Annotated in this window: 21 protein-coding genes; 11 read left to right on the forward strand and 10 right to left on the reverse strand. The window is 64.5% G+C overall.

The genetic code is table 11. The annotated features are described in order from the left end of the window. Positions 1-24 precede the first annotated feature (24 nt). A complete protein-coding gene (locus AC3YMN_RS00525; RefSeq protein ID WP_127754197.1) occupies positions 25-1,068 on the reverse strand; it encodes an aspartate-semialdehyde dehydrogenase in 1,044 nt (347 codons plus the stop codon). A 421-nt stretch (positions 1,069-1,489) separates the two neighbouring features. Here AC3YMN_RS00525 and AC3YMN_RS00530 point away from each other — a divergent pair, with 421 nt between their 5' ends. Then, positions 1,490-2,680, forward strand: coding sequence for a BaiN/RdsA family NAD(P)/FAD-dependent oxidoreductase (locus tag AC3YMN_RS00530; protein ID WP_489888520.1), 1,191 nt, complete (start codon positions 1,490-1,492; stop codon positions 2,678-2,680). Between the two features lie 2 nt (positions 2,681-2,682). Here AC3YMN_RS00530 and AC3YMN_RS00535 read toward each other — a convergent pair whose 3' ends face one another. Together AC3YMN_RS00535 and AC3YMN_RS00540 are read right to left on the reverse strand one after the other, a co-directional pair. Further along, positions 2,683-3,219: a hypothetical protein gene (locus AC3YMN_RS00535; protein WP_489888521.1), complete on the reverse strand. Its 537-nt coding sequence runs from the start codon at positions 3,217-3,219 to the stop codon at positions 2,683-2,685. An 83-nt stretch (positions 3,220-3,302) separates the two neighbouring features. Then, positions 3,303-3,908 (reverse strand): acyloxyacyl hydrolase, encoded by a 606-nt coding sequence (locus tag AC3YMN_RS00540; RefSeq protein WP_172124477.1) that lies wholly within the window; start codon positions 3,906-3,908, stop codon positions 3,303-3,305. Positions 3,909-4,104: 196 nt separating this feature from the next. Between AC3YMN_RS00540 and AC3YMN_RS00545 the strand changes: the two genes are divergently transcribed. Then, positions 4,105-5,115, forward strand: a complete 1,011-nt coding sequence (locus AC3YMN_RS00545) for an LLM class flavin-dependent oxidoreductase (RefSeq protein WP_489888522.1) — start codon at positions 4,105-4,107, stop codon at positions 5,113-5,115. Between the two features lie 3 nt (positions 5,116-5,118). Here the strand turns inward: AC3YMN_RS00545 and AC3YMN_RS00550 are convergent, their stop codons facing one another. From AC3YMN_RS00550 to AC3YMN_RS00565, 4 genes are all read right to left on the reverse strand, one after another. Beyond that, positions 5,119-5,415, reverse strand: coding sequence for a hypothetical protein (locus tag AC3YMN_RS00550; RefSeq protein WP_127754192.1), 297 nt, complete (start codon positions 5,413-5,415; stop codon positions 5,119-5,121). A gap of 30 nt (positions 5,416-5,445) precedes the next feature. Further along, complete coding sequence (locus tag AC3YMN_RS00555; protein ID WP_489888523.1) at positions 5,446-6,324, reverse strand: COG3904 family protein; 879 nt, start codon at positions 6,322-6,324, stop codon at positions 5,446-5,448. Beyond that, positions 6,321-7,700: a hypothetical protein gene (locus tag AC3YMN_RS00560; protein WP_489888524.1), complete on the reverse strand. Its 1,380-nt coding sequence runs from the start codon at positions 7,698-7,700 to the stop codon at positions 6,321-6,323. Before AC3YMN_RS00560 ends, AC3YMN_RS00555 begins: the two co-directional genes overlap by 4 nt. Positions 7,701-7,809: 109 nt before the next feature. Continuing rightward, the gene (locus AC3YMN_RS00565; RefSeq protein ID WP_489888525.1) at positions 7,810-8,097 is read right to left on the reverse strand and encodes a hypothetical protein; all 288 of its coding nucleotides are present in this window, start codon (positions 8,095-8,097) and stop codon (positions 7,810-7,812) included. Between the two features lie 131 nt (positions 8,098-8,228). Here AC3YMN_RS00565 and AC3YMN_RS00570 point away from each other — a divergent pair, with 131 nt between their 5' ends. The 5 genes from AC3YMN_RS00570 (at position 8,229) to AC3YMN_RS00590 (ending at position 9,966) form a co-directional block, all read left to right on the forward strand. Continuing rightward, a complete protein-coding gene (locus AC3YMN_RS00570; RefSeq protein ID WP_127754188.1) occupies positions 8,229-8,534 on the forward strand; it encodes a DUF6894 family protein in 306 nt (101 codons plus the stop codon). Positions 8,535-8,579: 45 nt separating this feature from the next. Next, entirely contained in the window at positions 8,580-9,098 is a 519-nt protein-coding gene (locus AC3YMN_RS00575; protein ID WP_489888526.1) for a metallophosphoesterase family protein, read from the forward strand. Between the two features lie 77 nt (positions 9,099-9,175). Next, positions 9,176-9,364 (forward strand): hypothetical protein, encoded by a 189-nt coding sequence (locus AC3YMN_RS00580; RefSeq protein ID WP_127754186.1) that lies wholly within the window; start codon positions 9,176-9,178, stop codon positions 9,362-9,364. 5 nt (positions 9,365-9,369) lie between these two features. Next, on the forward strand, positions 9,370-9,573 hold the full coding sequence (locus AC3YMN_RS00585) for a hypothetical protein (RefSeq protein WP_127754185.1): 204 nt from the start codon (positions 9,370-9,372) through the stop codon (positions 9,571-9,573). Between the two features lie 45 nt (positions 9,574-9,618). Continuing rightward, positions 9,619-9,966: a DUF2934 domain-containing protein gene (locus tag AC3YMN_RS00590; RefSeq protein WP_127754184.1), complete on the forward strand. Its 348-nt coding sequence runs from the start codon at positions 9,619-9,621 to the stop codon at positions 9,964-9,966. 70 nt (positions 9,967-10,036) lie between these two features. Here AC3YMN_RS00590 and AC3YMN_RS00595 read toward each other — a convergent pair whose 3' ends face one another. The 3 genes from AC3YMN_RS00595 to AC3YMN_RS00605 form a co-directional block, all read right to left on the reverse strand. After that, entirely contained in the window at positions 10,037-11,323 is a 1,287-nt protein-coding gene (locus AC3YMN_RS00595; RefSeq protein WP_489888527.1) for an RNA polymerase sigma factor, read from the reverse strand. Continuing rightward, the gene (locus AC3YMN_RS00600; protein ID WP_489888528.1) at positions 11,320-11,697 is read right to left on the reverse strand and encodes a YciI family protein; all 378 of its coding nucleotides are present in this window, start codon (positions 11,695-11,697) and stop codon (positions 11,320-11,322) included. The genes AC3YMN_RS00595 and AC3YMN_RS00600 overlap by 4 nt, the downstream gene beginning before the upstream one ends. 73 nt (positions 11,698-11,770) lie before the next feature. After that, positions 11,771-12,637 (reverse strand): EamA family transporter, encoded by an 867-nt coding sequence (locus AC3YMN_RS00605; protein ID WP_489888529.1) that lies wholly within the window; start codon positions 12,635-12,637, stop codon positions 11,771-11,773. A gap of 118 nt (positions 12,638-12,755) precedes the next feature. On the opposite strand from AC3YMN_RS00605, the gene AC3YMN_RS00610 reads away from it, so the two are divergent. The 4 genes from AC3YMN_RS00610 to AC3YMN_RS00625 are packed head-to-tail and all read left to right on the forward strand — an operon-like array spanning position 12,756 to position 16,468. After that, entirely contained in the window at positions 12,756-13,817 is a 1,062-nt protein-coding gene (locus tag AC3YMN_RS00610) for an aldo/keto reductase (RefSeq protein WP_127754181.1), read from the forward strand. Beyond that, the gene (locus tag AC3YMN_RS00615; RefSeq protein WP_489888530.1) at positions 13,810-14,493 is read left to right on the forward strand and encodes a fumarylacetoacetate hydrolase family protein; all 684 of its coding nucleotides are present in this window, start codon (positions 13,810-13,812) and stop codon (positions 14,491-14,493) included. The genes AC3YMN_RS00610 and AC3YMN_RS00615 overlap by 8 nt, the downstream gene beginning before the upstream one ends. Beyond that, positions 14,493-15,581 (forward strand): ATP-dependent DNA helicase, encoded by a 1,089-nt coding sequence (locus AC3YMN_RS00620; RefSeq protein ID WP_489888531.1) that lies wholly within the window; start codon positions 14,493-14,495, stop codon positions 15,579-15,581. Before AC3YMN_RS00615 ends, AC3YMN_RS00620 begins: the two co-directional genes overlap by 1 nt. Further along, on the forward strand, positions 15,578-16,468 hold the full coding sequence (locus AC3YMN_RS00625) for a transglutaminase family protein (protein WP_489888532.1): 891 nt from the start codon (positions 15,578-15,580) through the stop codon (positions 16,466-16,468). The genes AC3YMN_RS00620 and AC3YMN_RS00625 overlap by 4 nt, the downstream gene beginning before the upstream one ends. Positions 16,469-16,491 lie beyond the last annotated feature (23 nt).

Here is a 16,491-nt window from a genome sequence, read left to right on the forward strand (position 1 = left end):
AGGGGCCGGCGAAAAGTCTTGAGGCTAGGCGGCCTTCTTGGCCATGAGGCCGCGCTCGATCAGGGTTTCGGCGATCTGGATGGTGTTGAGCGCCGCGCCCTTGCGCAGATTGTCGGACACAACCCACATGGCGAGGCCATTTTCCACCGTATCGTCTTCGCGGATGCGGGACACGAAGGTGTCGTATTCGCCCACGCATTCCACCGGCGTGGCATAGCCGCCGGGCTCACGCTTATCGAGCACCGAAATGCCCGGCGCTTCGCGCAGGATGTCGCGCGCTTCATCGGCGGTGATGGGGTTTTCGAACTCGATATTGACCGCTTCCGAATGGCCAACAAACACCGGCACGCGCACGGCCGTGCAGGTTACGCGGATCTTTGGATCGAGGATCTTCTTGGTTTCGGCCAGCACCTTCCATTCTTCCTTGGTGTAGCCGTCTTCCATGAACACATCGATCTGGGGAATGACGTTGAAGGCGATCTGCTTGGGGAACTTGTTGCCCTGGCCGGGGCTGTCATTGACGAAAATGCCCTTGGTCTGGTTCCAGAGCTCGTCAACGCCTTCCTTGCCTGCGCCCGAAACCGACTGATAGGTCGACACGACAATGCGCTTGATCTTGGCAAAGTCATGCAGAGGCTTGAGTGCCACCACCAGCTGGGCGGTGGAGCAATTGGGATTGGCGATGATGTTGGTGCGGCGCGGATTGGCCATGAAGGCGTCCAGCACATGGGCGTTCACTTCGGGCACCACCAGCGGCACGTCGCTGTTATAGCGCCAGTAGCTGGAATTATCGATGACGATGCAGCCCTTGGCCGCAATGCGCTGCGCCCATTCCTTGGAAATGGCGCCGCCGGCCGACATGATGGCAAAATCCACGCCGGTGAAGTCGAAATCGTCAAGGTTCTTGGCCTTGAGGATCTTGTCGCCAAAGCTCAGCTCGCGCCCGATCGAGCGCGATGACGCCAAGGCGATCACCTCGTCGGCCGGAAACTTGCGCTCAGCCAGGATGGCGAGAACTTCGCGGCCCACATTGCCCGTGGCCCCTACAACTGCGACGCGATAACCCATGAATGGAACTCCAGTCCCTGTACCAATTTTCCGCCCCGCACGATCCCGGTGGGACCATGGTCATCCGGTTTCGGCCTCTCCCCGGCGGGAGCGCGACCCGGGGAAAAGCTTCAGGCGGTTTTGGTGGTTTTAGTCATAAGCGCAGCAACGCCGCCGGCGAACAGCCGTGCGGTGGATGAGGTCACTGATGTGCTGATGCTGCGCATGGTTTGACTGCTTAAATGGAAAGCAGGCGAAGTCATACTCCCAAATAGGATTTAGTCAACGGCTGCTGTGCGGCTTTCCTTTGCTGCGCTTCCCGGCTGCTAGGGCGGGGCCAGACGCCTGCGGCCCGTTGCCCCTTGCCACTGCGTCACCCCTCGCAAGCCTTGCGCCGGATTGGTTGATCGCGGTAACTGCCGTCAACCAAAAAGGACAAAGCATGATCCACTACGACGTCGTGGTGCTGGGCGCCGGGGCTGCCGGCATGATGGCGGCCATTGAAGCGGGCAAGCGCGGTCGCACCGTGCTGGTGGTCGATCATGCCAAATATGCCGGCGAAAAGATCCGCATTTCGGGCGGTGGGCGCTGCAACTTCACCAATATCCACGCGACGACCGACAAGGGCCGGGATCGCTTTTTGAGCAACAATCCCCGCTTCGCGCTGTCGGCGCTGAGCCGCTATACGCCCGAAATGTTCATTGCCATGGTCCAGCGCTATGGCATCACTTATCACGAGAAAACTCTCGGCCAGCTGTTCTGCGACGGTCCTGCCACCCAGATCAACAGCATGCTCCTGAGCGAAATGCGCCAGGCCGGCGTGACCTTGGTGCTGGAAACCGCGATCGAAGCGGTCAGCAAGGCGGACAACGGCTTTGCCCTGCAGCTCTCGACCAGCTCGGTAACCTGCGACAGCCTCATCGTCGCCACCGGCGGCAAGTCCATTCCCAAGATGGGCGCCACCGGCTTTGGCTATCAGCTCGCGGCCCAGTTCGGCCTGCGCGTTACCGACACCCGCCCCGCGCTGGTGCCGCTGACCTTTGAAACCGGCGCGCTTGAGCGCCTTAAGGAGCTTGCCGGTATCGCTACGGACGCCGTGGTGCGCCACGGCAAAACCCGGTTCGCCGAAGCGCTGCTGTTCACCCATCGCGGCCTTTCCGGCCCGGCGATCCTGCAAATTTCGAGCTATTGGCGCGAGGGCGAGCCGATCGGGGTGGATCTGATGCCTGGGCGCAATCCGGGGGAGCTGTTGCGCCAGGCGCGGCAAACCACGCCCAAGCTGCAGATCCAGACCGTCTTGGGCAATTTCCTGCCTAAAAAGCTCGCCCAACTCCTCGGTGATGAGCTCAACCTGCCCGGGATCGTCGGCGACTTTTCCGACAAGAAGCTCGACCAGGCCGCCGCGATCCTGTCGGACTGGACGCTCAAGCCCGTCGGCACCGAAGGCTATCGCACCGCCGAAGTGACGCTGGGCGGCATCGACACCCGCGATCTCGACGCCAAGACCATGGCTGCCCGCGAAGTGCCCGGCCTTTATTTCGTGGGCGAAGTGGTCGATGTCACCGGCTGGCTCGGGGGCTACAACTTCCAATGGGCCTGGGCCTCGGGCTGGGCCGCCGGCCAGGTCGCCTGAGCCTAGAAGCGCAGCGCCGCCCGCACGCCCACATTGGTGACGCCCTCGTCGGGGCCGCCACAGGCGCCGCCATCGGTCAGGTGCTCGGCCGTCAGCATTACCGCCGCGCCGGGCAAGACATTGACCCCGACGCTGGCGGAGGCGCGCAGCAGCGCGGTGCAGCCCCAGCGCTGGGTCACGTCATCGTCGAGCCACTCGCCATTGTGCAATGCGGCACCCAGGCTCGCCTCGCCCCAGACCGGCAGCACCGGCACATGTACCGTCCAGCTGGCGCCGGCATAAACGAGGCTTTCATGTCCCGCCGTGTTGAGCGTCGCCCCGATATGCGGCCGGATTTCGCCCAGGAGCCCCAGCTGGCCCCAATCGGGTGCAAACAGCAACTCCACATTGGCATCCTCGATGCGTCCGCCATCGAAGAGGTCAGCCCCGGCAGCGCGCGCAAAAACACCGGCGCGGATTTCGGGCAGCAGATCCACCTGCGCCCAGGCGGGTGCAGTGGTGGCCAGCAGGGCAAGGACGGGAATGCAGAAACGGAGCATGGCGGGCCTACGCAAAACAAAAAGGCCGGGGATCGCCGGCCTTCCCATCATTGCGTTCCTATGCCTAAGCGCAGCTTAACCGGCTAGAACTTCCAGCCGAATTTGAGGGAGAGGTTGGAGATCCCGGCATTGTAGTCGCAGAGCTCGGCATTGGAGGAGTGCTCATAGGCCAAGGTGGCGGTGGCGTTTTCCGTCAGGTCGACGCCCAGCCCGATGCGCTCGTAGAAATTGACGCGGCAGCCGAACTTGCGCCGGCCGTCCGGCGCGTCGTCGCCCAGATAACCATTGTGGATCGCCGCGCCAAAGGTGCCTTCCACGAACACCGGGCTATCAAAGAGATGCGCCTGCCAGGTCAGGCCCGCATGCACGAGGCTGTCCTCGCCCTCGAGATTGATGGTGGCGCCGATTTCTGGCCGCGGCGCGCCGATCCAGCGGAAGGCATCGAGATCAGGGGAGGTGAAGAGAACGTCGAAGGTCACGTCCTCGAGCCGGCTGTAATCCCAATCGCCGAAATCCTGCGGGATCAGCGTGTAATAAACGCCGTGGAACGCCAGGCCCACGCGCACTTCATCGACAATGTCCAGCACGCCGGCAGAGGGCAGGGCGGCGACATCGGTCTGCGCCACTGCGGGAGCGGCAGTGCCGAGCAGCAAAGCCGCCACGAGGCAAGCTGGAAGGGATTTGGTCATGGCCGCACTCGGAAGGTATTGATCGGCGCCAGTAACCGGCAAGAGCCTCACCGAGTCAACCACTGCCGCCCGATTACCCCCGCTCTGTGCTGCCCGCGCCACGCCTCGGCAGCCCCTCACGCCGCCACGCTGTCTCGCTTTCATCGTAATTTACCGATATGAGGACGCAAAGACTAGCTGCGAAAGCCCAAAGCCCATGACCGCCCCCTTCGCCCTTTCCATCCAGGATCTCGCGCCCATCGCTGATGGCACCAGCACGCCTCAGGCCATGGCTGAGACCATCAAGCTGGCGCAGCTGGGCGACCAGCTGGGTTACACCAGGCTCTGGTATGCCGAGCATCATGGCATGCCCTCGATCGCGTCATCCGTGCCCGAAATCCTGATTGGGAGCGCTGCCGCTCACACCAAATCCATCCGCGTGGGGTCGGGCGGGGTGATGCTGCTCAATCACGCGCCGCTGCGGATCGTCGAGGCCTATCGCACGCTTGAAGCCCTGCATCCCGGCCGCATCGATCTGGGCCTGGGGCGCGCGCCGGGTGGCGACGGCTATGCCATGCGCGCCCTGCGCACCGGCGGCGGCGAGGAATTCGCGCAATATTTGAGCGAAATGCTGGCCTTTGAGGAAGAAGGCTTTCCCCCCGAACACCCGTTCTCCCATGTCGCCGTCGCGCCCGGTGGCATCAGCCTGCCGCCCCTTTGGCTCCTGGGCTCATCGGGCTCGAGCGCAACCGCGGCCGGGCAGCTTGGCATCGGCTATGCCTTTGCCGCCCATTTCAGCCAAACGCCCGCGGCGCCTGCTTTTGCGGCTTATCGCGAAGCCTTCACCCCGACTGCGGCGTTCCCCGAGCCACGCACCCTGTTGTGCCTGTCGGTGATCTGCGCGCCAACCGACGAGGAAGCGCGGTTCCTGTCGAGCTCGCAGGAGGTGAACTGGGCCCTGTTCCATTCGGGCGAACAGCGCCGCTTGTTTGCGCCCGAACAGGCAATCGCCCATCCGCTCACCGCCCAGCAGCGCGCGGTGATCGAGCATCAATCGAGCCTTTGGATCGTGGGGTCGCCCGAAACGGTCAAGGCCGCCATCAGCCAGAAAGCCGAGGCGGCCGGGGCCGATGAGGTGATGATCACCACGACCATGCATTCCTACGAACTGCGTCGGCGCTCCTATAGCCTGATCGCCGACGCTCTTGGGCTTGAACCGCGCTCCTAGGGCTCAGTTCTGCGCGTTGCGATCCACCAGCTCGAACGCGCCGGCAGCCGGGTCGATGCGCAGCGCCAGGCGCTGGCGATCGAGCTCGGCCAGCCACGCCGCCCAGGAACAGGGGCTGACCCCGTCATCAAGGGCCGCCGGGTCGCGTTTGTCGCTCACCGGGCTGCCAAAGCTCAGGCGCAGCTGCGCCCGCTGCTGGCCATCCGGATTGCGTATCCGGGCGATCGCCGGCCGCCCGCGTCGCCCCGTCACCCAGACCTGGATGTCGCGATGACGCGTCAATGTTTGGTTTGTAGACATGCTCGCCTCCCCTTGTTGCCGGTTCCCGGCTTATCTGGCACGTAACGGCTCCGTTTCTCCTCCGGTTCCATCGGCCAAATCTTCGTTATCGAGCCGAGTAGCCAACCTCAGGGCCAGCATCTCCTCGGGCGTGAAATAGTATAAAAGCTGCGGTGGCGTTTCGAGCGCATGCAGCCACAGCGCGGGATCAACCCCGGTTTGTTCCAGATGCCGGGTGATCTGGGCGGTGGTGGTTTGCGCGTCGCTCATCGCGGTGCCGGCGACCCGAAGCGCGTCCTGGGCATTGCCGCCCAGCGCCGCTGCATAGATCTGGTGCACGCCTATAGCCGCTTCGGGGCTGGCGATCCGCTCGGCGCCCGAGGCGAATATGATGGGGCAGGAGGAGGCGCAAAGCGAGCCCGCGGCGACCTTGGTGGCAAGGCCCCTTTGGTGGATCAGACTGCCAATCGCCAGTGCATCCACGACCGATCCTCCAGGGGAGTCGAGAACCACAGTTTGCACATATTCGCCCCGCTCGGCAATCTCGGCGGCAAACCGCTCGGCCGAGCCGACATCGAGCGTTCCCGTCAGGCTCAACTCGCCCCCGGGCCGCAGCGCGATGACGAGGGCCCCTTCCAGCACTTCGGGGCTGGTGGTGATCGCCGGGCGGGTGCCGGCGCCCGGCGATGCCTCGGGGTTTGTGGCGGGGGCGGGCGGCAGGATGGGCTGCGTCGGCACGGGCAGGGGCGCGGCCTGGTTTTGCGTCAATTCGCGAAAGTCGACGAACAGCACCGAAACCGTGCCCAGCAGCAGCGCCCAGAACGCGGTGCGCATCACTGCGCCATCGTCCACCGCCGCGGCCCGCTGGACCAGGCGCCGGCCCCAGGAGGCGCGCTGCGGCTCTTCGGACGCTTCGGCGCTCGTGCTCATACGCGGGCGGGGCCGTCGCCCCGCTTGCGCTGGGCGCTGTCGATTGGCGTCACTGTCGCATCCGCCCCGTCGGCTGGATCGGTGTGGCTGGCCGCAGCGGGCGCCAATGGCTCCATCGGTGCTTCGGGCACAGTCTCGGGTTCGGTCTCGGGCCGCTCCGCCGGCGGTGCCTGAGGAACAACCACGCCCGCCGCTTCCATCTGGCGATACAGCGCCATGGCGCGCAGCATTTCGGCGGCAGTGATGTTTTCCGCTTCTTCGAGGGATTCAGATTCCCGCCGCATGGCGTCGTTGACGATCATCAGCACCAATACCAGCACCACCGGCAACAGATCGATGGAGATGGCGCCGGCCCAGGAAGGAATGAAGTCCTGCCAATAGCGCAGCACCGCTTCGGCGCTGGACAGGGGCACAAAGCGGCGTTGCTCAACGGCTGGTGTCGCCAGGATCTCGTCGGCCGCGGTGGTCAGCGCCGCCGATTGGGTCGCCACCGAAGTGCGCACGGTTTCCATCACCTGGTTCTGCCGATTGGCCAGGTCGCCAATCTGCCCATCGGCGACCGGAGCAATAAAGCCGGCGGAAAGATCGGCCGAAGCGCGCTTGACCGAAGCGGCGACGCCGGTCTGCTGCAGCGCCGCGATCACGGCGGTCAGTTGCACGGCCTCGGCCTGGAAGCCGTCCAGCCGTGGCTCGATGCTGCCCGGCGTTGATACCAGCTCGCGCATGGTGGCGAGGCGCGCCGAGCCTTGTTCGAACTGCAGGGCGACTTCATCGCGCGAACTGGTGATGGTGGCCGCCAACTGGTTCATCTGCGTGCCCATCTGGGTGAGCAATTGCACGACGCTGCCCGAGCCGGTGGTGCCGGTCAGGGCGCCTGACTCCCGCTCGTCCGCGGCCAGTCCGGAGAACCGTTCCGCGGCGCGCTGCACATCGGGCAGCAGCGACTGGGCGGCCAGCGCATTGGCATGGGCCTGGTCGAGGTCCTCGGCATAGCCTTGGAGCGTCACCGCCATATGCTGCTCCGTGGCCGCCGATCCCGCCAATGCCGCGGCATTGAGCCATGAACTCATGGCCATGATCATCAGGCACCCCACGGCCATGGTGGCGAACAGGCCCGCCCGTTGCACCCCCGATGTCACCAGCGGCACGAAACGGAGCATGAAGCTCCAAAAGGCGTAAATGGCGACCGAGACGGCGGCCGAATAAATGATGGCAGCGAAAAACACGAATGTGGCCGAGCCATCCAGCAGCCCGCGCACCCCGAGATAGGTGTAAACGCCCGATGCCAGGGCCAAAACGGCCAGGGCAAAGCGGGTCATGGTTTCAACGCCCTTGACGGTTTCGTTGAGCCTATATGCGTTGGGCTTGAGCTGCATGAATCAGGACCCCGGGGCTCGACGGAGCCGCTGCGGACATAATCAATAGCCCTAACCCGGCAAGATCAGGGCGAATAGGTCAAGAATTCAGGCGAAACAGCGTCAGGGTTCAATGAACGCCTTCAGCTTGCAGCAATGCGCCCCATTCGGGTTTCCATAGGCTCGGATCATCAATGGCGATGACCACCCGGGCAAGCCCGCAATGGGCGCGGACTTCCTCGGCGCGTTCCAACGCCAGCGGCACCGGTCGGGGGAAGTCGGGGACGATGTAATCACTTGCATTGGGGTAATGGGCGCAGCCCACATCGCCAACCACCCGGCCCAGTGCATGCCAGATATTGACCACAACCGCGTCGGCGGGTGCCGCATGGGGTGGGCAGGTTTGAAAACGGGGCATGGGACCTCTCCGACCTTTGTTGCCATTGATACAAAGGCGCAGAACTGCAGCAGAGTTCCAGATTGTGATCGAAGCGGACGGAAACAATCGCGAGAGCTGAGCATTGCTTGGTGCGAGCAGGAATTAAGTGCATGCCCCGATTTTACTTTGACATGATGGCCAATGGTGATCTCAGCCTCGATCACACCGGCGTCGAGTTGCAGGACCTTCCGGCTGCGCGCGAGGAAGCCTTGCGCACGGCCATGGAGGTGGCCGCCGAACTCATCCCCGAGCAGGGGCCCTTGCGGCTGGTGTTCGCCGTGTCCAATGAAGCCTATCGCCTGATGTTGCGGGTGATCGTCGAGTTCGAGGCTGCGCCCGCCAATTTTCTTGGGGACCACATGCAATGGCGCGCCCTGCTCGCCGATGGTGGCGGCGCGCTTTCCCGACCCTATTAACGCGTGTTTGGCTCAAGGCTCGACGCGGCCAGGCGGGGAGGCGGGATGATTTTCTTTACAAGCGACAGCCATTTTGGCGATCCGCGCGTGTTGCGCATCGACCGGCGCCCCTTCAGCACGGTTGCCGAACATGACACGGCGCTGGTTGCCGCCTGGGCGCAGACGGTTTCCCCCGAGGATGAAGTCTGGCATCTCGGCGATTTTTCCCGCGGCGACAGCGCCACCGTTGCGGCCCTGCTAGCTGCGCTCCCCGGCCGCAAGCACCTGATCATTGGCAATAATGACGGGCCGGCCACCTTGGCCGCCGACGGCTGGGCCAGCGTGCAACATTATGCCGAACTGCATCTGGAGGGCCATATGCTGGTGCTTTGCCACTATCCGTTCCGCACCTGGAACGCGCAGGGCAAGAAGTCCATCAACCTGCATGGCCACTCCCATGGACGGCTAAGCCCGGTCACGCGCCAATACGACGTGGGCGTCGATCCGCAGGGCTGGGCGCCGGTGTCGCTGCAAACCGTGCTGGCCAGCCGCAAGGCGCGCCGGGCGGCCAAGCTTCCCGCTTAGCTCCCGTTATTGTCGGCACCAATTGGGGAACATGCTGGGGGCTTGCACGTTTTCCCTTACGCAAAAGGAGATCAACGATGAGCAAACATCTGCCTCCCGTGCCACCCGCCAACCGGAGCACCAAAGGCCCCGGCGGCGAGGCCACCCTGGATCCAAATACCAGCAACGCCGCCGCCAATGGCGCCGAACGCAACTATGATCAGCAGGGTCGCCAAGGCAACATCAAGCAGAACACGACCAATCAGGGTCTGCAGCACGATCGGTGAGCGCCATGTCTACATCTCAGAAAATCCCGGAAGCCAATCGCCACCATGGCGGTCCCGGCAGCAGCCACCAACGTGAGGACCTTCCCGACCCCACTGAGGGTCGCGGTCCAGCGCCAGGGGAGCCGACCAATGGGCGGCAGTCCGACGTTTCAGGCGGGGGCGGGGTGCGCGACAGCCATCACACCCACAACAACCGCGACAAGGGTTAGGCGCCGCTTACACCCCCTTTGACAACCGCCCGAGAAGGCAATCCGATGGACCAGGACGAGCATAAAGAAGGCAAGACCCGGGACCGCGCTTACCAGCTCTGGGAGCAGGAAGGCCGCCCCGAAGGGCGCCACGAGGATCACTGGCGCCAGGCCAGCGATGAGTTCTCCGCCCAGGGCGAGCAGGATGACGAGGGCGGCGGCGGGATCGAGGACATGGTTCCCAATCCAATTGGCGTTCCGCCTGCAGAGGCCTTGCCGCCTGGCAGTCAGCCCACCGGGATTGACGGACCGGTCGGTGGCACCATCGGCGAACAGCAAGCCGGCGCCCGGCAGTCAGGGGGCGCAGGCTCCTCGGCCGGTCAGGCCGGAGCCCGAGGAAACTCCGCCAAATAACAAACCGATGCCGGCGTTCGCGCCGGCATCTTTTTGCGCGCTTGCAGCGGACTTCCCGAAGCCTCGCTTGCTAGCTTGAACTGTGCTGGTTGAGCGGCGCCGGATCGTCACCACCTTCGGATAGCGCTCCCAGCCGATCGAGATGGCCGCGGATATGGGCCGCTTCGGCGGGGGATCCGGCCAGTGCAATCGCCCGGTTGAACGCTTCGCGCGCTGCGGCGTGTTCGCCCAGCTGCAGCAGCAAGCCGCCCCGTACCCCATGGAAATGAAAATAGCCATCAAGGCGCTCGGCAAGGGGCTCCACCAGCGCCAGCGCCGCGGCGGGCCCACGCGCCTTGCTCACGGCGACGGCGCGATTGAGCGTCACCACCGGGGAGGGCTGGAGCACTTCGAGCAGGCCATATAGCTGCTCGATACTGGCCCAGTCGGTTTCAGCGGCGCTTTGGGCCACGGCGTGCCGGGCGGCGATGGCAGCCTGCACCTGATAGGCGCCGGGCTCCCCGTGCCGCAGCGCTTTTTGCACCAAGGCCAGCCCCTCGGCCGCCATCTGGCCGTTCCACAAGCTGCGATCCTGGTCTTCCAGCAGGACCAGATTGCCAGCGGCGTCGGCGCGCGCGGGGTTGCGGGCATGCTGCAGCAGCATCAGCGCCAGCAGGCCCATGATCTCGGGTTCGGTGGGGAAGAGGCGCAACAGCAAGCGCCCCAGCCGGATCGCCTCGTCGCAAAGCCGCGCCGCCGCTTCGTCGGAGTGGCCGCGCGAATAGCCTTCATTGAAAATGAGGTAGATCATCAGTGCCACCGCCCCCAGCCGCTCGGCCCGGGCCACCGCATCGGGTGGGTCGAACGGCACGGCATTGGCGGCGACGCGCGCCTTGGCGCGGGTGATACGTTGCTCCATCGCCGCTTCCCCCACGAGAAAAGCGCGCGCGATCTGCTTGGTGGGCACCCCCGCCACGATGCGCAGCGCCAGGGCGATCTGCTGGGTGGCCGGCAATTCGGGATGGCAGCAGATGAACAGCAGCCGCAGGATGTCGTCGCGATAATGCTCGTTGTCGAGCCGCTCGGCCATGTCGGCTTCGGCATCGTCGAGATCGGAGAGGATGTCGTCGGCGGGCAGGGGCACATTGCGCCGGGTCTTGCGCACCTGGTCGATGCCGCTGTTGCGGCCCACGAAAACCAGCCACGCCACCGGTTCGCGCGGCGGGCCTTTTTCGGGCCAGGTCTTGATCGCGCGCAGGCTCGCCTCCTGAAAGGCTTCCTCGGCGCGATCAAGGTCGCGGAAATAGCGCAACAAGGCGCTCAGCGCCTGGGGGCGAGCTGCCGCAAGGGCTGCCGCGATCCAGGCGCTGTCGGTCATGGCTTGAGCCCACTGGGTTTGTAGATGGAAAGCGGCCGGATTTCATAGGATCCCTGCACCGGATTGGCTTTGGCGAGGTCCTTGGCGAAGTCGATGGCTTCATCGAGCGTGTCGCAATCGGCGACGTAAAAGCCCAAAAACTGTTCCTTGGTTTCGGCAAAGGGGCCGTCGATCACCAGCGGCTCGCCCGAGCCCGATTTGCGCAGCGTGGTCGCGGCGGTGGTGGGGAGCAGGCGCACCACGGGACCGAGCTTGCCCTTTTGGTCCAGCCGGTCCTGCACCTGGGCCAGGCGGGCAAGGCAGGCATCGTCTTCTTCCTTGGTCCAGGAGCCGACGACATTTTCGTCACTATAGCACAACACGGCGTAGAGCATGGCGCGTCCCTTCTGATTGATGACGCGGGACTATGCCAAAAGCCGACAGGCCTTGCAGCCGATTTCGTGGGGTTCAGGCCAGCGGCGGCGGGCTGCGCTGGGCTGTGGCGGTGCTGCCCAGCGACGCCAGCATCACCGCGCCAATGCCGGCCCATTGCCACGCGCTCAATTGCTCGCCCAGGAGCACCAGCCCCATCAACGCGGCCAGCGCCGGCTGTGCGCTCATCAGGATGCCAAAAGTGCGCGCCGGCAGGTGGGGCAACGCCAGCATGTCGAGCGAATAAGGAATGGCGCTGGACAGGAGCGCCATGGCCAGCGCCAGTGGCAGGATGGCCGGGTCAAACATGGCGGCGCCCGCACTCCACAGCCCAAAGGGCAGCACCAGCGCTGCCCCGAGCCCCACGCCCAGCGCCACCGTATGGGGCCCGCCACCGGTCCCCGCGCGCTGCCCGAAAACAATATAGCCCGCCCAGAACGCCCCGGCGGCCAGTGCCAGAACGACCCCCATTGGGTCCAGCGGCTCAGACAAGCCAAATAGCGGCAAAAGGAACAGCAGCCCCAGCACCGCCAGCGCCACCCAGCCAAAATCAATGCCGCGGCGCGAGCCCGCCAGCGCGACGGCGAGGGGGCCGGTGAATTCCAGCGCCACCGCGACGCCAAGGGGAATGGTGGCGAGCGCGCTATAAAACAGCAGGTTCATGGCGCCCATCGCCGCGCCATAAAAACCCACGGCGCGCCACTGCGCCCGATCGAGCCGGAACCGCCAGGGCCGGAACAGGATGGCCAGCACCAGCGCCGAAAGCAGCAGGCGCAGCGCGGTGGTGCCGCTTGCCCCGATCAGGAGGAACAGCCCCTTGGCGAGCGAAGCGCCGATCTGCGTGGCCACCATGCCCAGCGTCACCAGCGAAACAGATACAAATGGATTGGCGGGCCGCAACAACAAGGCTTCCAGTGGAGGCCAGACTCGTAGCAGTTTTGGGGTGCCCGCGCATAGCGCGCATTGACCCGACCGCGTTTGCGCACTAGCCCTAACGACCCAGCACAACAGGAGCTCCGCCATGGAGTATCGTTATCTCGGCCGTTCGGGACTTCGCGTATCAAGCCTGACCATGGGCACCATGACCTTTGGTGGCTCCGAGCGGGTGGGCAACACGCCCCAGGACGAAGCCACCCGCCAGATCGATCTCTGCCTCGATCACGGCATCAACCTGCTCGACACCGCCAATATCTACAACAAGGGCGTGTCCGAGGAGATGATCGGGGTGGCGCTGAGCGAAAACGGGCGCCGCGAGCGCACCCTGCTTGCCACCAAGGTGCGCTTCCGCACCGGCGATGGTCCCAATGATGCGGGTCTGTCGCGCCATCACATCATCGAGCAGTGCAAGGCCAGCCTCAAGCGCCTCAAGACCGACCATATCGATCTTTACCAGGTCCATGAATGGGACGGGATGACCCCGGTCGAAGAAACCATGGAAGCGCTCGACATCTTGGTCAAGCACGGCCATGTCCGCTATATCGGCTGCTCCAATTACTCTGGCTGGCACATCATGAAGGCGCTCCAGGCTGCCGGCGAGCGCCACAATGAACGCTTCATTTCCCAGCAGATCCATTACACCCTCCATTCGCGCGAAGCCGAATATGAGCTGGTGCCGATCAGCCAGGATCAGGGGCTGGGCATTCTCGTTTGGTCTCCGCTTGCCGGCGGACTCCTGTCGGGCAAATACCGGCGCGAAGGCGGCCCCGATGCCGGCCGCCATGTGGGGGGCTGGCGCGAGCCGCCGGTGCCTGATTGGAACCGGCTCTATGACATCATCGATGTGATCGTCGCCATTGCCGAAGAGCGCAATGTGTCGGGGGCGCAGGTGTCGCTGGCCTGGCTGCTGGGCCGGCCGGGCGTCACTTCGGTGATCATCGGCGGGCGCAGCGAAGAGCAGTTCCGCGACAATCTCGCTGCCGCCGAGCTCAAGCTCTCCAATGAGGAGCGGGCGCGGCTCGACGCCGTCAGCCGGCCGCCGCTGCTTTATCCCTATTGGCACCAGACTTTTACCGCCAACGACCGGCTTGGGCCCATCGACCAGGATTTGCTGGGCTCTTATGTAGAGGAATTCAAGCGTGACTGAGTTTGTGTTTTCGCCACCGGCACCCATTGGCCTTCCTGTGGATGACGGACGGATGTTTCCGGTGCGACGCATTTTCTGCGTTGGACGCAACTATGCCGAACACGCCCGTGAAATGGGCAATGACGCGCGCGAAGCTCCGTTCTTTTTCTGCAAGCCCGCCGATGCCGTGGTGACGGATAGCAGCGCGGTGCCTTATCCCCCCCAAACCAGTGACCTGCACCACGAGATCGAACTGGTGGTGGCCATCGGCACCGGCGGCGTCGACATCCCGGAAAGCCAGGCCCTCGATCACGTGTTCGGCTATGCCGCCGGCCTCGACATGACGCGGCGCGACCTGCAGGCCGTCGCCAAGAAGGCCGGCCGCCCCTGGGATATGGCCAAGGGCTTTGACCAGTCCGCCCCCATCGGCACCATCGTGCCGGCCGAGCGGATCGGCCATCCCGGCACGGGTGCCATTACTCTGAGCGTCAATGGCGTCGAGCGGCAGCGTGGCGATCTGGGTGACCAGCTTTGGGGCGTGGCTGAAACAGTCGCTTATCTCTCGGGCCTGGTTCGTCTCGAGCCGGGCGATCTGATCATGACCGGCACGCCGGCCGGCGTCGGCGCGGTTCAGCGCGGCGACCAGCTGGTTGGCACAATTGAAGGCGTGGGCACCATCGCGACCACGATCAGCTGATGACGCAATGGTCGGCACAACAGGACGCGGCCCTCAAGGCCGTGTCCAGCTGGCTCAAGGATCGGGACGGGCCGCAGGTGTTCCGCCTGTTCGGCTGGGCGGGCACCGGCAAGTCGACGCTTGCCGTGCATCTGGGCAGTGACGTCAAGAACGTTAAATATGCCGCCTTCACCGGCAAGGCCGCGCTGGTGATGCGTCGGCGTGGCTGCAAGGGTGCCCAGACCATCCATTCGCTGATCTATTCGCTGGTGAGCGAAAAGGAAGGCGAGCCCCGTTTCGTGCTCGATCCGGAATCACCCGCAGCGGATGCCGATCTCATCGTCATCGATGAAGTCTCGATGGTGGACGAGCAGCTGGGGCAGGACCTCCTGTCCTTTGGGGTCAAGGTGCTGGTGCTGGGCGATCCGTTCCAGTTGCCCCCCGTGCAGGGCGCCGGGTTCTTCACTGCCGAAGAGCCCGATATCATGCTCACCGAAATCCATCGCCAGGCTGCCGACAATCCGATCATCCGGCTGTCCATGGATGTGCGCGAAGGCGGCTATCTCGAACATGGCCGCTATGGCGAGTCACTGGTGGTCGGGCGTGAGTCGGTGGATCGCGATGCTGTGCTTCAGGCCGACCAGGTGCTGGTGGGACGCAACAAGACGCGGCTGCAATACAATGACCGCCTGCGCGAGTTGCGCGGCCTGCCATTTCACGAGCCGGTGGTGGGCGATCGCATGGTGTGCCTGCGCAACAATCCGCGCAAGCGCCTCCTCAATGGCCAGATCTGGATCGTCACCGAAGTGGCGCGCAAGGCGAATGGCAAATATTCGCTGCTGCTGGGCGCTGACGAGGGCAAGGGCGAAGCCAAGGTAATGACCCACAAGGCGTTCTTTTCGGGCGAAGAAGACGCCATGAGCTGGCCCGAGCGGCGGCAATTCGATGAATTCACCTTTGGCTATTGCCTGACCGTGCATAAGGCGCAGGGTAGCCAATGGGACAATGTCTACTTGTTCGACGAAAGCTTCGTGTTCCGTGAGGAACGCGCGCGCTGGCTTTACACCGCCATCACCCGGGCAGCCGAAAAAATCACGGTGGTCTCATGACCCTGCTGCAGGTCAGGCACGAGACGGTCTACCGCTATGCCGGTCCTGTCCACTTCGGGGAGCACCGCCTTCTGGTGCGCCCGCGTGACAGCATGGAACAAACGCTGGAATCCTTTGCCCTTCGCATCTCGCCTGAACCGGTCGGTGTGCGCTGGATCCATGATGTGTTTGGCAATTGCATCGCCCTCGCGCGCTTCGAGAAGCCCGCTGACGAGCTGCGCATCGTCGCCAGCATGGTGCTCGATCATGCGCCCGAAAGCTCGCCCGATTTCGAGATCGATCCGCGCGCCAAGCTGTATCCCTTTGACTATGGCGGCACCGACGCGGTGGATCTGGGGCCCACCAGCCAGCGCCAGTTTCCCGAGGAAACGGAAGTCGACAGCTGGGCCCGGCGCTTCCTTGATCCGCGGGGCAGCACCAATACCGGTCACCTGCTGATGACCATGACCTATGCCATCAAGGAAAGCTTTGCCTATATCCGGCGCACCCAGCCAGGGACGCAGCGTCCGTCCGTCACCCTGTCAAGCCGGCGCGGCACCTGCCGGGATTTCGCGCTGCTGATGATGGAGGCCGTCCGCTCGCTCGGCCTCGCCGCCCGGTTTGTGTCGGGTTATCTTTACTCCCCAGACCGCGATGGCAGTCATCGCGGCGGCGGCGCAACCCATGCCTGGTGCCAGGTCTTCCTGCCGGGAGCCGGGTGGGTGGAATTTGATCCAACCAATGGCATCATTGGCACCCGCGACCTGATCCGGGTCGGGGTGGCGCGCGAGCCCGGGCAGGCCATTCCCATTGCCGGCACCTATACCGGCGCTGCGGGGGATTACCTGGGCATGGATGTTGAAGTCAGGGTCGAGCGCGTGACCTCGCTGCAGGATTCTATGGGCTGAAGGCTCGGCCCTGGGCGCCGTCT

Source organism: Devosia sp. Z11_6, from assembly GCF_058133665.1.

Coding starts and splice junctions, on each gene's coding strand:
- AC3YMN_RS00525 (WP_127754197.1), bottom strand. CDS start 1,068: ATGGGTTATCGCGTCGCAGTTGTAGGGGCCACGGGCAATGTGGGCCGC.
- AC3YMN_RS00530 (WP_489888520.1), top strand. CDS start 1,490: ATGATCCACTACGACGTCGTGGTGCTGGGCGCCGGGGCTGCCGGCATG.
- AC3YMN_RS00535 (WP_489888521.1), bottom strand. CDS start 3,219: ATGCTCCGTTTCTGCATTCCCGTCCTTGCCCTGCTGGCCACCACTGCA.
- AC3YMN_RS00540 (WP_172124477.1), bottom strand. CDS start 3,908: ATGACCAAATCCCTTCCAGCTTGCCTCGTGGCGGCTTTGCTGCTCGGC.
- AC3YMN_RS00545 (WP_489888522.1), top strand. CDS start 4,105: ATGACCGCCCCCTTCGCCCTTTCCATCCAGGATCTCGCGCCCATCGCT.
- AC3YMN_RS00550 (WP_127754192.1), bottom strand. CDS start 5,415: ATGTCTACAAACCAAACATTGACGCGTCATCGCGACATCCAGGTCTGG.
- AC3YMN_RS00555 (WP_489888523.1), bottom strand. CDS start 6,324: ATGAGCACGAGCGCCGAAGCGTCCGAAGAGCCGCAGCGCGCCTCCTGG.
- AC3YMN_RS00560 (WP_489888524.1), bottom strand. CDS start 7,700: ATGCAGCTCAAGCCCAACGCATATAGGCTCAACGAAACCGTCAAGGGC.
- AC3YMN_RS00565 (WP_489888525.1), bottom strand. CDS start 8,097: ATGCCCCGTTTTCAAACCTGCCCACCCCATGCGGCACCCGCCGACGCG.
- AC3YMN_RS00570 (WP_127754188.1), top strand. CDS start 8,229: ATGCCCCGATTTTACTTTGACATGATGGCCAATGGTGATCTCAGCCTC.
- AC3YMN_RS00575 (WP_489888526.1), top strand. CDS start 8,580: ATGATTTTCTTTACAAGCGACAGCCATTTTGGCGATCCGCGCGTGTTG.
- AC3YMN_RS00580 (WP_127754186.1), top strand. CDS start 9,176: ATGAGCAAACATCTGCCTCCCGTGCCACCCGCCAACCGGAGCACCAAA.
- AC3YMN_RS00585 (WP_127754185.1), top strand. CDS start 9,370: ATGTCTACATCTCAGAAAATCCCGGAAGCCAATCGCCACCATGGCGGT.
- AC3YMN_RS00590 (WP_127754184.1), top strand. CDS start 9,619: ATGGACCAGGACGAGCATAAAGAAGGCAAGACCCGGGACCGCGCTTAC.
- AC3YMN_RS00595 (WP_489888527.1), bottom strand. CDS start 11,323: ATGACCGACAGCGCCTGGATCGCGGCAGCCCTTGCGGCAGCTCGCCCC.
- AC3YMN_RS00600 (WP_489888528.1), bottom strand. CDS start 11,697: ATGCTCTACGCCGTGTTGTGCTATAGTGACGAAAATGTCGTCGGCTCC.
- AC3YMN_RS00610 (WP_127754181.1), top strand. CDS start 12,756: ATGGAGTATCGTTATCTCGGCCGTTCGGGACTTCGCGTATCAAGCCTG.
- AC3YMN_RS00620 (WP_489888531.1), top strand. CDS start 14,493: ATGACGCAATGGTCGGCACAACAGGACGCGGCCCTCAAGGCCGTGTCC.
- AC3YMN_RS00625 (WP_489888532.1), top strand. CDS start 15,578: ATGACCCTGCTGCAGGTCAGGCACGAGACGGTCTACCGCTATGCCGGT.